Genomic DNA, 14,837 nt, shown 5'->3' with positions numbered 1-14,837 from the left:
GGTGAGGGCCCTTCGGGGGGTTGACCTGGAGCTTCGGCGGGGCGAGATGGTGGCCGTGGTGGGTGCCTCGGGGGTTGGGAAAAGTACCCTGCTCCATGTTTTGGGCGCGCTGGATCGTCCCACCGGGGGGGAGGTGCACTTTCGGGGTGAGCCTCTTTTTTCTCGCTCGGACCGAGAGCTTGCGCGGTTTCGAAACCAGTCACTGGGTTTCGTTTTTCAGTTTCACCACCTTTTGCCCGAGTTTTCGGCGCTGGAAAATGTTATGATGCCGGGGCTGATGTCGGGCAAGCCCCGACAGAAAGTCAGGCAAAAGGCGACGTCCTTGATTGACCGAGTCGGACTGACCGAAAGAGCGCACCATCGGCCAGCCGAACTTTCCGGGGGAGAGCAGCAGAGAGTCGCAATCGCCCGCGCGCTCCTGAATGGGCCTTCGCTCATTTTGGCCGATGAGCCGACGGGAAACCTTGACTCTGAAACGGCGGAGTCGATCATTGGGCTTCTGAAGGAGCTGAATACCGAGGAAAAGCTGACATATTTGATTGCTACCCATAACCTCTCTTTCGCAGAACGGCTGGATCGGGTGGTCGTCATGAAAGATGGAAAAGTCGCCACCTCAAGGTAAGGAGGGCCGCATGTTCAAGCGATTTACAGAACGCGCCCGTAAAGTGATCATTCTTGCCCGGGAAGAAGCAGAACACTACCGCCACGAGTATCTTGGCACCGAACATATCCTTCTCGGGGTGTTGAAAGATGGCGGCGGAATTGCGATCGCCGTTCTCCAGAAACTGGGAGTCGATCCGAAACAGTTGCGCCTGGAACTCGAGCGGAACCTCCCGAAGAGTCTGAGCGGACCCGTCGAGGGTGATATCCCCTTCACGCCGAAGGCGAAAAAAGTTCTCGAGTACGCCGTCGAAGAAGCCCGCCTGATGGGCCACAACTATATCGGGACCGAGCATCTCCTCCTGGGTATCGTCCGGGAGAAAGACGGCCTTGCGGCGAAGATTCTGGCCAGCTTCGGCGTGAAGCTTCAGCAGACGCGCGAGCAGACGATCAACCTGCTCCGTGAGCCGGTTGCCACGCGCGCCAAGGAAAAGAGCAAAACCCCCGCGCTTGATGAATTTGGCCGCGATCTGACCGAGCTGGCCGAAGAGGGCAAGCTGGATCCCGTGATCGGTCGCGAGAAAGAGATCGAGCGCGTCATCCAGATTCTCGCTCGGCGGACCAAGAACAACCCCGTCCTGATTGGCGAGCCCGGGGTGGGCAAAACCGCGATTGTGGAGGGGCTCGCCCAGCTGATCATCGCCAAGGACATCCCGCAGATTCTCTACAACAAGCGGGTCGTCGCCCTGGATCTGGGCGCCCTGGTGGCCGGAACGAAGTACCGCGGGCAGTTCGAAGCCCGCCTCAAGGCCATCATGAAGGAGATTACCCAGAGCCAGGATGTGATCATCTTCATCGATGAGCTTCATACGCTGGTCGGCGCGGGAGCGGCCGAGGGTTCGATTGACGCCTCGAACATGCTGAAGCCCGCCCTGAGCCGGGGCGAGATTCAGTGCATCGGCGCGACCACACTCGATGAATACCGCAAGTACATTGAAAAGAACGGCGCGCTTGAGCGCCGGTTCCAGAGCATCATGGTCGACCCCCCGTCGAGCGACGACACCGTGCTCATCCTGCGGGGCCTGAAAGACAGGTACGAGCGCCACCACCGCGCGCGCATCACGGGAGAAGCGATTTCCTCCGCCGTGAAGCTGTCATCCCAGTATGTTTCCGACCGGTTCCTGCCGGACAAGGCCATCGACGTGATCGACGAGGCCTGCAGCAAGGTGCGTCTGGAGCAGGAGACCTTCCCGGTCGGGATCCGCAACCTGCAGCGAGAGATCGAAGAGACGGTCCGCCTCAAGAAAGACATGATCGAGAAGCAGGATTTCGAGAAAGCGGTAGAACTCCGCGATCAGGAAGAGCAGAACCGAGGCAAGCTGGAAGAGCTCAAGGCCGAGTGGGAGGCCTCCCGGTCCGACGAGGAGCCTTCGGTCACGGAAGATGATGTGGCCTTTGTGGTCAGCCGGATGACGGGCATCCCGCTGTATCGGATTGAAGAGGCTGAAAATGCACGTCTCCTCCGGATGGAGGAAGAGCTCAACGCGTGTGTTGTCGGCCAGGAAGAGGCGACCCGCCTGCTGACCAAGGCGGTGCGCCGCTCTCGGGCGGGCCTGAAGAATCCGAGCCGCCCGATTGGCAGCTTCCTCTTTCTCGGCCCCACGGGCGTCGGCAAGACGGAGATGGCCCGGAAGCTGTCGGAGTTTATGTTCGGAGATCAGAGTTCGCTGATACGCATCGATATGAGCGAATACATGGAGCGGTTCAGCGTCTCGCGGCTGACCGGCGCGCCTCCCGGTTATGTCGGCTACGAGGAAGGCGGGCAGATGACCGAGCGGGTGCGCCGCAAGCCGTATTCCGTTCTCCTTCTCGATGAGATCGAGAAAGCGCACCCCGACGTGTACCACGTGCTTTTGCAGGTGATGGACGACGGGATGCTCACGGACAGCTACGGACGAGTGGTGGATTTCAAGAACACCATCATCATCATGACTTCGAACCTGGCCGCCCGCTCGATTGAGAAGGGAACGTCGGTCGGTTTCCAGAAATCCGACACCGGCAAAGATTACGAGAAGATGAAAAACAGCATCCGGGACGAGTTGAAGCGGACCTTCAACCCCGAGTTCCTGAACCGGATTGACGAGGTGGTCATTTTCCACCCCCTGATGCACGAGCACATTCTCAAGATCGTGGACATCGAAATTGAGAAGGTAAACAAAACGCTTGCCGACAAGGGACTCCACCTGGAGCTCTCTGGGGAGGTGTGCAACTGGCTGGCGGAGCAGGGGTTTGAGCCGGCCTACGGCGCCCGGCCGCTCCGGCGCGTGATCCAGCGTCACATCGAGGACATCCTCAGCGAGGAATTCCTGCGCGGAAAGTTCACCGATGGCGGCACCATTGTGGCGAAGCTGGCAGGCGATGAAATCGTATTTGAATCCAAAGAAGAGGTTCTCAGCGTTCAGGACGCCTAAGGACGTCACTCGCGTCTGGTAGTCGCTGCCTCGGAAGGGGGAAGTGCGTTTATGCGTGTAGCGGCGAAGGTGGCGACCTGCGCCGCGGCGATCTTGCTTTGTCTTCTCATGAGTCCGTTCGTCGCATATGCGCAGTCTTCCAGCCCAGCCATTTCGATTCGGACGGTCGAGATACAGGGGAACCGCCGCGTCGATCGTTCGACCGTCTTTTTTTACATTGGTTTGAAGGAAGGGCAGGCTTATACCAATGTAAATCTGGTCGAGCAGATCCGCAAAGATGTGCAAACCATTTACGGTTTGGGATTTTTCCGAGATGTCCGCGTCGATGTGGAACCTTTCGAAGGCGGCCTGAAGGTCATTTACCGCCTTGTCGAGAAGCCCACTATCAACCGCGTTGAAATTTTCGGGAATTCCAAGGTCAAGTCGGAAGATATCCTCCAGGGCGTGACGGCCAAGGTCCAGACTATCGTCAACGAATCGGCCGTCAAGGAGTCGGTCCGCAACATCCGCAGGCTCTATCAGCAAAAGGGATATTATTTCGCCCGGGTGGAAGCAGTGCTGAAACAGGGCCGTTCCAATACGATGGCGGTTATTTTCCAGGTGGACGAGGGTGAGAACGTCTGGATTGAGACCATCACCTTCCGGGGAAACGAAAACATCTCGAGAAAAGACATCCTCTCCGCCATGGAAACGGGGGAGTGGGGCATCTTCTCCTGGATTACGGATAGCGGTATTTATGAAGGCGATACCATTCAGAAAGATCTTCTTCGCACCCGCGCCCTGTACCAATCCCGGGGTTTTTTGAAGGTCCAGGTGGGACAGCCGATCATCCGGGAGGACAGAGAACGGGGAAAGCTGAACATTACCATCCCCATCAGCGAGGGTCTTCAATACACCCTCGCGGAGGTTGAGATCAGGGGCGGAGAAGATGTCATTCCGCCGGAAGAGCTCAAAAAGGAATTGCAGATGTTCGTGGGGGATGTATTCAACCGTTCCTTGATGACTCAGGATGTAAGGGGAATCACAAATTCGTTTGCCCAGCGCGGCTATGCGTTTGTGGACGTTCGCCCGACGATAAAAACCGACGACGTCAAAAAGACGGCGAACTTGAGGGTGGACATCAAAAAGGGCCGGCGGGTCTACATCGGCCGCGTGAATTTCAAGGGAAACACCCGAACGAGAGAAAACGTGGTCCGCCGGGAGGTGCGCGTCAAAGAGGGCTCTCTGTACGACGCCAGGGCGTTGGGGCGGACCCGGGGGCGGCTCCAGGCTCTGGGATATTTCAGCAGCGTCAAGGTGCTGGAAAAAAAGCGGCCCGGCTCGGAGGATGTGCTCGATATAGATATCGAAGTGAACGAGCAGCCTACGGGGTCGATCGCTGGCGGCATCGGCTTCAACAACCGTACCGGAGTTCAGCTGACGGCCCAGATACAGGAGAACAACTTCTTCGGCACTGGATTAAGGGCGCTTGCTTCCGCCCGGTTCTCGGGGGTGGGAACAGATTTTTTAGTTACCATCGAGGATCCGAATTTCAAGGACAAGGATTTTTCTCTCGGGTTTGACGCTTTTCTGGTGGACCAGGACTTTGTGAGCTTCGATACACGGACTGAAGGCGGAAGGGTCCGGATAGGAAAGGAGTTGAGAGAGTTTTTCTTCCTGACGCTTGAATATGAGCTCTCGAACTCAAAGGTGCTGAGCGTCTCGAGTACTGCGCCACAGAGCATCGTCGATCAGGAAAATGATACGCTCCTGAGCAGCCGGTTTACGCCCACCTTTTCATACGACACAAGGAACCGGAGAATTCTTACGGATAAAGGGAGACTTATCAGGTTGCAGCCTTCCATTACCGGGGGCCCGTTGGGCGGCGATGTGGATGTTGGTTCCTTTCTGACGGAATACCGCCAATGGTACAATATCGGGGAGACGCTCCGGCTTCGATTGTTGAAAAAACTGGTGTGGTCGTTTAGAGTCCGTGGCCAGTATGTGGATTCATTCAAAGGGGATCTCCCTGCTTTTCGGCGTTTGTTTTTGGATGATTTGAGAGGTTTTACGCTCAGGGATCTGGGACCGAAAGACTCTAGCGGTGACTCTTTGGGAGGTTTCTCCAGCGGGATTGCTTCCACGGAATTGAGGCATCCGTTTTTTGGGCCGACCCAGTTCGTGGTTTTTCTCGAGGCCGGCAATGTCTGGGAGCGGCACAACGCGTTTGATCTGAGCGATATCCGGTCCAGCGTTGGCGTCGGAATGCGGATATTTACCCCCATCGGCCCGCTAAGACTGGATGTCGGCTGGAAATTGGACAAGAGGCGCGGTGAGCGCGCGCGCGAGACCCACTTCGGACTCGGAACTCAATTTTAAGGTAGTGCCGCTGTCTGACCACACGGATAGGAGCTAAAGCGCATGGCTCGTCACATCGCCTGGATGTTCGGAATATTTTTTTGGGCCTCGCTTGTACTTTTGCCGGGCACTATGTCCCAGGCGGAGGCCGAGACGAAGATCGGTATTGTGAAGGTGCGAGTGGTATGGCTGCGCTCGAAGGCGGGCCAGCGGGTACGCGACGAGATCGAGAAAGAAAAGAACCGGATGAAAAAAGACATCGAACAAAAACGGGAATCGCTTCGCGCCGAGGTTCAGAAGATGCGCGCGATGCAGGTTGAGATCGATCAGAAGAGCGCGATTTGGCGTGAATCGGAAAGGGGGCGCAAGTCCCAAGAGCTGCGCCAGATACAACGCGGAATTGCCCGCGGCCAGGATGAGCTCAAGCGCTTGATTCAGGAAAGCGAACGCGATCTGACCGAACGCCAAAGGGCAATGTTTGCAAAGATCGTCAATGAAGTGCGGGATGTCGTCACCGAGATCGGCAAAGAGAACAAATACGACTTTATCGTGGACAGCCAGCTGGGCGGTGTTGTTTACTCGAGCAAGGCTGTTGACCTGACGGATTTGGTGATCGAACGGTACGACAGGAAGAAGTAGGATGCACCTTTCGGATATCGCCAAGCGGATCGGGGGCGAGTTCATCGGCTCAGAGGATCCTGACATCCGAGATGTGGCTGAATACGAACTTGCAACGCCGGACACGATCAGTGTCGCGGACTCTCCCCGCCGGCTGGACCGCCCTTCTGAAGCCGGAGCGCTCATTGTCCCGCCTGGCCTAGAGCCCGGGAAACCCGTCATCCAGTGTGAAAACCCGATGCTGGGATTCATTCGGGCGATCCTCCTGTTCCGATCGCCGGAAAAAATCTCCCCCGGGATTCATCCATCGGCCCAGATAGATGCCACTGTCCGTCTTGGTGCGGCGGTATCCGTCGGCCCCTGGGCGTCCATAAACGCAGAGGCGCAGGTGGGGGATCGTTCCGCGATCGGTGCGGGCGTTCGGATCGGAGAGCGGGTCAGGCTTGGCGAGGACTGCGTGATCCATCCGAATTGTGTCTTCTATCCAGGTGTTCGGCTGGGCAATCGGGTGATTGTCCATGCGGGCACGGTGATTGGTACGGACGGCTTCGGATATGTCCCGGATGAGGGCGGGAAACTGGTGAAATTCCCGCAGACGGGAACCGTTGTCATTGAAGATGATGTGGAAATCGGCGCGAATGTCACCATCGATCGGGCGGCGCTCTCCGAGACCCGGATTGGCCGGGGAACGAAAATCGACAACATGGTCCAGGTTGGCCATAACGTGAAGATCGGAGAAAATTGCGCTATCGCAGGCCAGGTGGGCATCTCCGGCAGCGCCCGCATCGGCAATGGCGTCCTGGTGGGTGGCCAGGTGGGTATCGCCGACCATGTGGAGGTGGGAGATTTTGCGCGTATAGGAGCCCAGGCGGGCGTCACCAAGAACCTCGAGGGCGGAAAGACATATCTGGATGCACCCGCCACCGAGATTGGAGAGGCGAGAAGAAGGGTCGCAGCCTATCGCCGCCTGCCCGAATTGATGCGCCGGGTGGCGACAATCGAATCTGATCTCAAGAAAGGTGAGCAATGAATACGTCGGAAGAAATTTTCGATCTGATCCCCCACCGGTATCCGATGTTGCTGGTGGACAGGATTTTGGAGTTGGATACGGAAGCGAATTCCATCGTTGCCATGAAGAATGTTTCTTTGAACGAGGCGTTTTTTCAGGGGCACTTTCCGGGGCGGCCCGTGATGCCGGGCGTGCTCCAGATTGAGGCGCTGGCCCAGGCGTCTTTGCTCTGTATCTTCAAGCTGGGGCTTGCCGTGAAGGGAACCGACGTCTTTTTCGCGGGAATCGACAGCGCCAAGTTCCGCCGCGTCGTTTTTCCCGGCGATCAGCTTCGCCTGGAATCGCAGCTGGTGAGAAACCGCGGGAAGTTTTGGAAAATGAAATGTACGGCCTCGGTGGATGGAGAAATCTCCACGGAGGCTGTCATCAACGCTATCTCTGCTTAGCCCCCGGAAGTGCCATGACAAATATTCATCCTGCTGCAAACATTCATCCGAACGCCATTCTTGATGAAGAAGTGTCCGTGGGTGCGGGGGCCGTGATTGGCGGCGGCGTCCGCCTCGCGCGCGGCGTTCAGGTTGGCCCCAATGCGGTCATCGAGGCTCGGGTGGAGATTGGCGAAAACTGCCGGATATCTCCGGGCGCCGTCATCGGGGCGGAGGCACAGGTTACCCGGCTCGATAGCGCGGGCGGGGAGATCCGGGTCGGTCCCGGAACGATCATCCGCGAATTTGTGACAATCCACCGGCCGATGAAAGAAGATGGCCTCACAAGTATCGGTGCGGGCTGCTACCTGATGGTGTACTGCCATATCGCGCACGACTGCACCGTGGGCGATCGGGTGATCATGGCCAACTCCGTCAACCTCGGGGGCCATGTGAAGGTCGGCAACGACGTGAGCATAGCGAATTTTATCGGCGTACATCAATTTTGCCGGATAGGTGAAGGGGCGATGGTAAACGGGCCCTCCGCCCTGCGGAAAGATGTTCCGCCGTTTCTCATGGTGGACGACAGTCCTCCCCGGGTGAGGGGGATGAATGTCGTGGGGCTCCGCCGGCGCGGCGTTTCTGCCGAGATCAGGGGAAACCTGAAGCGGGCCTATCGAATCGTGTACGGCGGATCGAGTACATTGGCGGAGTCTATTGAACAAATCGAGCGGGAGATTCCGTTGGGACGAGAGCTCGAATCCATGTTAGAATTTTTACGTTCTTCGGAACGCGGCATTGTGGCAGGTAAAGTATGACCCTGTTCGCCAAAGGCGATACATTACCAATGACTTCTATTCGAATGGGTGTAGTCGGGGTCGGTCACATGGGAAGTTACCACGTGGCCGCCCTGAGCGAGTTGATGGATGTGGACGTGGGTTTGGTCGCGGTAGCGGACCAGGATTTTGGCAGGGCCCGCGAGATCGCCGACCGGTATGGCGCCGAAGCCTTTCCCCATGCGTCCGGACTCATCGGGAAAGTGGACGCGGTGGTCATCGCCGTCCCCACCCCCGATCACCATCCGGTTTCCCGCATGTTCCTGAACGCGGGACTCCATGTTCTCGTGGAAAAACCCATCAGTAACCAGCTGGACAAAGCCCGCGATCTTTTCGAGGTAGCCAGGAAAAACTCCCTGGTGCTGCATGTGGGCCATGTGGAACGCTTTAACGGTGCGGTGCAGGAGATGGTTCAGATCGTTCAGGAGCCACTTCTCATCGAATGTCGCCGTTTGGGTCCCTTCGCCGCGCGCATCCGGGAAGACGGGGTTGTACTGGATGTCATGATTCACGATCTCGATATCGTGCTTCGGATGGTGGAGGAGGAGATAGTCTCCATTTCCGCCGTGGGAGGCCCCGTTCTCAGCGATCGGGATGATGTGGCCATCGTTCAGCTGAGGTTTTCGGGCGGTTGCGTGGCGAACCTGACGGCCAGCCGCGTGACGCAGAGCAAAATACGCACCATGGCCATTTCACAGCTGGATTCCTACATTTTTCTGGACTATGCCGACCAGGAACTCCGCATCCACAGGCAGGCCAGCAGCGAACACTACCTGACCCGGGAAGAGCTAAAATACCGGGAGCAGACGCAGGTGGAACGGGTTTTCGTCCACAAGGATGAGAACCCGTTGAAGCTGGAATTGCGCCACTTCATCCAAAATATCCGTTCGGGACAAATTATCGAGGATGTGGAGCGGGAGCTGCGATCGCTGGATGTGGCGCTTCATGTCCTTGAATTACTGAATGTTCCCGCCCCCGTTTCCAACTAAACTGCATATCCCATGGGTACCATTCTGAAACAAATTGGCCTTGTCGCAGGCGCGGGAAAGCTTCCGCGGGAGTTTCTCCTTCGTGCGCGGGAAAAAGGCCACGAGGTCGCCGTCGTGGCCCTTTCCTCCCAAGTCGAGGGCTATCTGAAAGACTCTGCGAGCACCATCACTCGTCTTTCACCCGCGCAGCCGAAAAAGGGACTCCGCTTTTTTCAGGATCAGGGCGTCCGCCAGATTTGTTTTGCCGGAAAAGTCGAAAAACGGATGCTGTTTCAGAATCCGAAATTCGATCTGGAGGCCTTGAAATTTATCCGCAACGCCCGGAATACCTCCGATGTCACGATCATGGACGCCGTGATGGAATTTTTCACCAAAAACGGCATGGAAATCATCCCCCAAACGGAATTTTTGGATCATCTCTTGACGCCCGCAGGGACGCTGGGAGTGCATGCGATTCTTCCGGCGCAAAAGAACGACGCTTTCATCGCCTTTCGGACGGCGATGGAGATGACCCGCCTCGACATTGGCCAGACCGTTGTGGTCCGCAGGGGTACGGTGGTGGCGGTGGAAGCGGTGGAGGGAACCGACGAGGCCATTCGGAGAGGGTGTAAATTGGCGGGAAAGGGAGCGGTGATCTCAAAGGTGGCCCGCCCCCGGCAGGATTCGCGATACGACATCCCCACGGTCGGGCCCGAAACAATCCGCGCCATGCGGAAGGGCGGTGCCGCGGCCTTGATCCTTGAAGCCGGGCAGACGTTTCTTCTGGACAAGGAAGCCACCCTGGCGGAAGCGGACAAAGCCGGGATCGCGCTTGTGGGTTGGAAGGAAGCTCCCGAAGAATGACTTCCTCAAAAAGAAGAATCATGATGGTCGCCGGGGAACCCTCCGGCGATCTCCACGCGGCCTGCCTCGCAGCGGAACTCCAGAAAAGATATGACCATCTCGAGATATTCGGCATGGGCGGCGAGCAAATGCGGAGGGCGGGGGCCGAAGTCATCCACGACATCGCGGCCCATGGGGTCATCGGGTTTTTGGATGTTCCGAAAGCGTATTTCCAGCTGCGGAAGATCCGGAACGACCTGGTCCGGCGCGTCCGGCGTAGCCCGCCGGATGTGGTCATCATGGTGGATTATCCGGGTTTCAACTTGGCCGTCGCCGGTGCCTTGAAAAAACTTCCGGACCCGCCACGGCTCGCCTATTTCATCACCCCCCAGGTCTGGGCATGGTGGGAGGGGCGCTCGAAAAAGATTGCCCGCCTCTTCGATTTCAGCCTTTCTATCTATCCGTTCGAGCCGGCCTATTTTCAAAAAGAGGGCGGCCGTGCCGTGTATGTGGGAAATCCTCTCGCCTATGCGTTGCGTGATTTTCCCTCCCGCGAGCAATCGCGCGAATCGCTCGGGATTCCCGAGGGGGGGCGCACCATCGCTCTTTTTCCTGGCAGCCGCATGAAGGAGATTGAGCGTTTGCTGCCGCCCATGGCGGGTGCCGCCCGCCGGCTGAGGGAAAAATATTCCGACGCTTTTTTTGCGGTTTCCGAGGCGGAAGCCTTGCCGCCGGGTACCGTTGCGGGGCGCCTCTCGCCGGATGAGCGTTTCATTCATGTCGTTCGGGGAAGCGCAAACGCCTTGATGCGGGCGGCGGACGCAGCCGTGCTCGCCAGCGGAACGGCAGCCCTCGAAACCGCTCTTTTGGAAACGCCGATGGTGGTCGTGTATGCGGGCGATCGGCTGAGCTATTTTCTCGTGAAATACTTCCTGTTGAAGGTGGATTACATCAGTCTGGTGAATTTGATGTCGGGGAAGGGGGCAGTGCCCGAACTTTACCAGGCAGATGTACGGCCAGAAAAAATTGCCGCACTGATGATAGATATTCTGGAAAATCCAGGGCTCTCTTCCGCGCAAAAGGAAGCTTTTGCGCGGGTGCGCTCGATGCTGTCCGAAAAAAATCCCTACGCCGCCGCGGCCGATCATATACGGGACATGATGGAGTCTTTCGATTGAGCCGAACACCGGAAGAGGGCACCCGCGCGGTTTACGACGAATGGGGCTGCGATCCCGCGGCGCCGCTTTCCGTCCGAATGGCCGGGGCGGGCGTCGCCGCCTGGCTGAAATTCGTCTACGCCACCTCCCGGGGCGAGTGCCTTCAGCCCGACCGGCACCGGGAAATTCTCGGCGAACCCAGCGGATCGTATATCGGCGTTTTCTGGCATCACCAGATTGCGCTGCCGTCGTTTTTCTATCCGGGCGTTCCGCGGGCCTGCCTGGCGAGCCGAAGCCGGGATGGAGAGCTGCTCGCCCAGATCGTTGCGGGGCTCGGCAGCCGCTGTGTCCGGGGTTCATCCGCGGGCATGGACGGCCGCCAGAAAGGGGGCGCCGTTTCCCTTCGGGAGATGGCCCGGGCGGCCAAAGCGGGCTTTCATCTTGCCGTGACCCCGGACGGCCCCAAGGGCCCCGCGGAAAAACTGAAGCCGGGCGTTGTCTTTCTGGCCGCGATGACCGGCCTTCCCGTCGTTCCCCTGGGGTTTGCGGCCTCGTCCTGCTTTCGGCTGAACACGTGGGACAGAACGATCATCCCCTTCCCCTTTACACGGCTGATCCTCTCCTATGGGGAGCCTCTCGAAATTACCGAGGTGAAAGAGGACGGTTCCCTGGAGGAGTACCGGGCCGAGGTTGAGCGGCGCCTTCTCGCGGTGAACGAGGAGGCCCGAGCCGCCCTCGGGAACCGCCCATGACCGCCTTCATCTTCTTTCTCTATCGTCTCGGGCTCTGGCTCTTCTCCCCCTTGCTGTTGCTGGTTTTCCTGGTACGCGGATGGGGACGGGGGCGGCCCCTCGAAGGATTCGGTGAGCGGTTCGGCCGCATCCCCCCCCTCCCGCCGCCCGGAAGCGGCGGCCGGATATGGATCCATGCTGTTTCTGTCGGCGAGATGGGGGTCGCCGAGGTGCTGATCTCCGCGATTCGCAAAAGATGGCCGGACCGCGAAATCGTTCTCTCCACCGTGACCCCGACAGGGCGGGCCGCGGCAGAGAAGATAGAAGGCGTCAGGATGGTGTTTTACGTCCCCTTCGACTTTCCGAAGGCGGTTCTTTCGGCGCTGGATCGCACCCGGGCAAGCGCTCTGGTGATCGTGGAGACCGAGCTTTGGCCGAACCTGATCCGGGAATCGCGCCGGAGACAGATGCCCGTCGTTCTCGTCAACGGCCGGCTTTCGGAAAGATCGTATCGCCGCTACCAAAAATTCCGCTTCTTGTTCCGCCCGCTGCTCGAAATGCTCTCCGCGGTCGCGGCCCGGGAGGAAGGCGATGCAAAGCGGTATCGCTCTCTCGGTGCGCGCCGCGTCGAAGTCACGGGGAACATGAAGTACGATATGCCCGTTTCGGACGCCAGAGAAGAAATGGCCGCGCGGCGTCGCTATGGGCTGGGCGGCTGCGCCCCCGTTCTTGTCGCCGGGAGCACCCATCGCGGCGAGGAGGAGGCGGTTGCGCGCGTCTGCAGGGCGCTGCAGTCCCATTTTCCGACCATGGGAGTGCTTTTGGCGCCGCGCCATCTCGAGAGAATCGACGAGGCGGAAAGGGCGATGCGGAACGAGGGATTTGAGGTGCGCCGCTGGTCTTCGCTGAAGGCGGAGGGGAGCGCACCTCCGCCGGGCGGGCGCGTCGTGCTGCTGGATGTGATGGGGGAGTTGGCGGCCGCCTATGAATGCGCGACGGCTGCATTCCTCGGCGGCAGCCTGATCCCGCACGGCGGCCAGAACCCCATCGAGGCTGCCCGCTGGGGGGTTCCCGTCCTGTTCGGGCCGCACATGACGAATTTTTCCGAGATGTCGGAGCGTCTTCTTCAGCAGGGCGCGGGGCGGCAGGTCGCGGATGAGGAAGAGATGCGGAGCGTTCTTTTCGAGTGGTTTTCGGACGAGCGATCGAGAGAGGCGGCCGGGGCGAGCGCCCGGGCCTTTGTCCGCTCGAATCAGGGGGCGGCCGGGCGCACGGTGAGTTTTCTGGCCGAAGCCCTTGGCGAAGAAGGAAGAACGGGCGCATGAGCTTTCGGGGGACCATTCTTTCGGCGCTGGACGGAGACCCGGCCGCTCCGATCTGGAGTCGCCTTCTTTCGGGAGGGCTTGCTCCGGCGGGCTGGGCGTATGGAAAGGCGATGCGCCTGCGCCGCCAGTCGCACCAGCCGGGGGGAGAGAAGCCGTTTCATTTCGAGCGGCCGGTGGTCTCCGTGGGCAATCTGGTCCTGGGCGGGACGGGCAAGACCCCGACCGTGGCCTGGATCGCCCGGTTTCTGCGGGAGAGGGGATTCCGGCCGGCGATTGTGAGCCGGGGATACGGCGGCTCGCTGAAGGAAGTGGCCGCCGTCGGGGACGGAAAAGGCAAGGTGATGGATTCGCCGCCCGCGGGCGATGAGGCCGCCATGCTGGCGCGAAGCTTTCCCGACATGCCCGTCATCACGGGCCGAAACCGGCTTGCGGCGGCGCGCAGGGCCGTCGCCGCCTTCGGCGCCGATGTCATCGTGCTCGATGACGGCTTTCAGCATCTCCGGCTGGAGCGTTCGGTGGATATTGTTCTTTTGCGCGGCCAGCGCCCCTTCGGCAATGGCCGGGTGTTTCCCGCCGGGGTGCTGCGCGAGCCGGCCGCGGCGCTTTCGGCGGCGGATGTCGTCCTCCTTACGGGGGAAGTTGACGGCCAAGGCCGGAGGGAAGTGGAAAAGCGGGTGCCTTCCGAGAAAATATTCGAGGGACGGCTGGTCCCCGGGTCTCTTTTGGAGGGCGGCCGCGCGGAATCCCAGGGTGTGGAATTGCTGCGGGGGGCAGTCGTCGTTGCCTTTTGCGGTATCGGCCACCCGAATCGGTTCCGGAAGATGCTCTCCGCCCTGGGCGCTGATGTGCGGGAGTTTTTCGTTTTTCCCGATCATGCCGCTTACCAGAGATCCCACACGGACATCATCGCCGCCTCCTTTCGGGAGCGGGGCGCCGACTTCATCGTGACGACGGGAAAAGACGGGGTGAAAGCCGCCTCTCTTCTTTCGGGGCTGCCGCTTCGTGTCCTTTCGGTGGAAATGGAAATCGACAGGCCCGCCGAATTCCAGGAGCGGATACTGGAGAAGATTTCCCGCGCGCCTTCCCGTTCGTCGTAGTTCGTACTAGTTCCGGACTCGCGCCAGCAGATATACCCCCCCGGCCAGGAACAGCGCGTTCGGTCCCCATGCCGCGATGACGGGGGGCAGCCGGGAGGCATGACCCAGCGAAAGCCCCATGTAGAAGATGACCAGATAGGTGGTGCCGATGAACAGGGTGAGCGCGACCCCCAGAGCGATGCCCCCGCTCCGCTGGGATTTTAGCGAAAACGGAACGCCGACGAGGGCCAGGACGAAGCTGACGAACGGAAAGGAGAGCTTCGCCCAGAGGTCCACCTGGTATGCGGTGATGTCGACGCCGTTGAGCTTCATGGTATTGATGTATTTGTCCAGCTCCAGGTAGCTCATCTCTTCGGGTTTCTGGCCGGTCCGCTTGAAATCCGCAGGCTTGTTGGATATGGGAAAATAGGCTGTTTCAAA

General features: G+C 59.3%; 14 protein-coding genes. 13 read left to right on the top strand and 1 reads right to left on the bottom strand.

Translation table 11 applies throughout. The features are described 5' to 3' along the window. Nucleotide 1 precedes the first annotated feature (1 nt). The 13 genes from O2807_03520 to lpxK are packed head-to-tail and all read left to right on the top strand — an operon-like array spanning nucleotide 2 to nucleotide 14,417. Entirely contained in the window at nucleotides 2–622 is a 621-nt protein-coding gene (locus O2807_03520) for an ABC transporter ATP-binding protein (protein ID MDA0999574.1), read from the top strand. Nucleotides 623–632: 10 nt separating this feature from the next. Then, on the top strand, nucleotides 633–3,071 hold the full coding sequence (locus tag O2807_03515) for an ATP-dependent Clp protease ATP-binding subunit (GenBank protein ID MDA0999573.1): 2,439 nt from the start codon (nucleotides 633–635) through the stop codon (nucleotides 3,069–3,071). Nucleotides 3,072–3,122: 51 nt separating this feature from the next. Further along, nucleotides 3,123–5,429: an outer membrane protein assembly factor BamA gene (bamA, locus tag O2807_03510; GenBank protein MDA0999572.1), complete on the top strand. Its 2,307-nt coding sequence runs from the start codon at nucleotides 3,123–3,125 to the stop codon at nucleotides 5,427–5,429. Nucleotides 5,430–5,471: 42 nt separating this feature from the next. After that, entirely contained in the window at nucleotides 5,472–6,047 is a 576-nt protein-coding gene (locus O2807_03505) for an OmpH family outer membrane protein (GenBank protein MDA0999571.1), read from the top strand. Between the two features lies 1 nt (nucleotide 6,048). Further along, entirely contained in the window at nucleotides 6,049–7,056 is a 1,008-nt protein-coding gene (gene lpxD / locus O2807_03500) for a UDP-3-O-(3-hydroxymyristoyl)glucosamine N-acyltransferase (GenBank protein ID MDA0999570.1), read from the top strand. Beyond that, nucleotides 7,053–7,481, top strand: coding sequence for a 3-hydroxyacyl-ACP dehydratase FabZ (gene fabZ / locus O2807_03495; protein MDA0999569.1), 429 nt, complete (start codon nucleotides 7,053–7,055; stop codon nucleotides 7,479–7,481). The genes lpxD and fabZ overlap by 4 nt, the downstream gene beginning before the upstream one ends. Before the next feature lie 14 nt (nucleotides 7,482–7,495). Further along, a complete protein-coding gene (gene lpxA / locus O2807_03490) occupies nucleotides 7,496–8,278 on the top strand; it encodes an acyl-ACP--UDP-N-acetylglucosamine O-acyltransferase (GenBank protein ID MDA0999568.1) in 783 nt (260 codons plus the stop codon). A 29-nt stretch (nucleotides 8,279–8,307) separates the two neighbouring features. Continuing rightward, a complete protein-coding gene (locus tag O2807_03485; GenBank protein ID MDA0999567.1) occupies nucleotides 8,308–9,285 on the top strand; it encodes a Gfo/Idh/MocA family oxidoreductase in 978 nt (325 codons plus the stop codon). 12 nt (nucleotides 9,286–9,297) lie between these two features. After that, complete coding sequence (lpxI, locus tag O2807_03480; GenBank protein ID MDA0999566.1) at nucleotides 9,298–10,128, top strand: UDP-2,3-diacylglucosamine diphosphatase LpxI; 831 nt, start codon at nucleotides 9,298–9,300, stop codon at nucleotides 10,126–10,128. Beyond that, nucleotides 10,125–11,285, top strand: coding sequence for a lipid-A-disaccharide synthase (lpxB, locus tag O2807_03475; GenBank protein MDA0999565.1), 1,161 nt, complete (start codon nucleotides 10,125–10,127; stop codon nucleotides 11,283–11,285). Before lpxI ends, lpxB begins: the two co-directional genes overlap by 4 nt. Further along, nucleotides 11,282–12,016 carry a lysophospholipid acyltransferase family protein gene (locus tag O2807_03470; GenBank protein ID MDA0999564.1) on the top strand — a complete coding sequence of 245 codons (735 nt, stop codon included), beginning with the start codon at nucleotides 11,282–11,284 and terminating at the stop codon, nucleotides 12,014–12,016. Before lpxB ends, O2807_03470 begins: the two co-directional genes overlap by 4 nt. After that, nucleotides 12,013–13,320, top strand: coding sequence for a 3-deoxy-D-manno-octulosonic acid transferase (locus O2807_03465; GenBank protein ID MDA0999563.1), 1,308 nt, complete (start codon nucleotides 12,013–12,015; stop codon nucleotides 13,318–13,320). The genes O2807_03470 and O2807_03465 overlap by 4 nt, the downstream gene beginning before the upstream one ends. Further along, a complete protein-coding gene (gene lpxK / locus O2807_03460) occupies nucleotides 13,317–14,417 on the top strand; it encodes a tetraacyldisaccharide 4'-kinase (GenBank protein ID MDA0999562.1) in 1,101 nt (366 codons plus the stop codon). The genes O2807_03465 and lpxK overlap by 4 nt, the downstream gene beginning before the upstream one ends. A gap of 6 nt (nucleotides 14,418–14,423) precedes the next feature. On the opposite strand, the gene O2807_03455 is transcribed toward lpxK, so the two are convergent. After that, a partial coding sequence (locus O2807_03455) for an LptF/LptG family permease (GenBank protein ID MDA0999561.1) occupies nucleotides 14,424–14,837 on the bottom strand: 414 nt, incomplete at its 5' end.

It is taken from the genome of bacterium, from assembly GCA_027622355.1.
GTDB lineage: Bacteria > UBA8248 > UBA8248 > UBA8248 > UBA8248 > JAQBZT01.
This window is presented reverse-complemented; position numbering and strand designations above follow the sequence as displayed.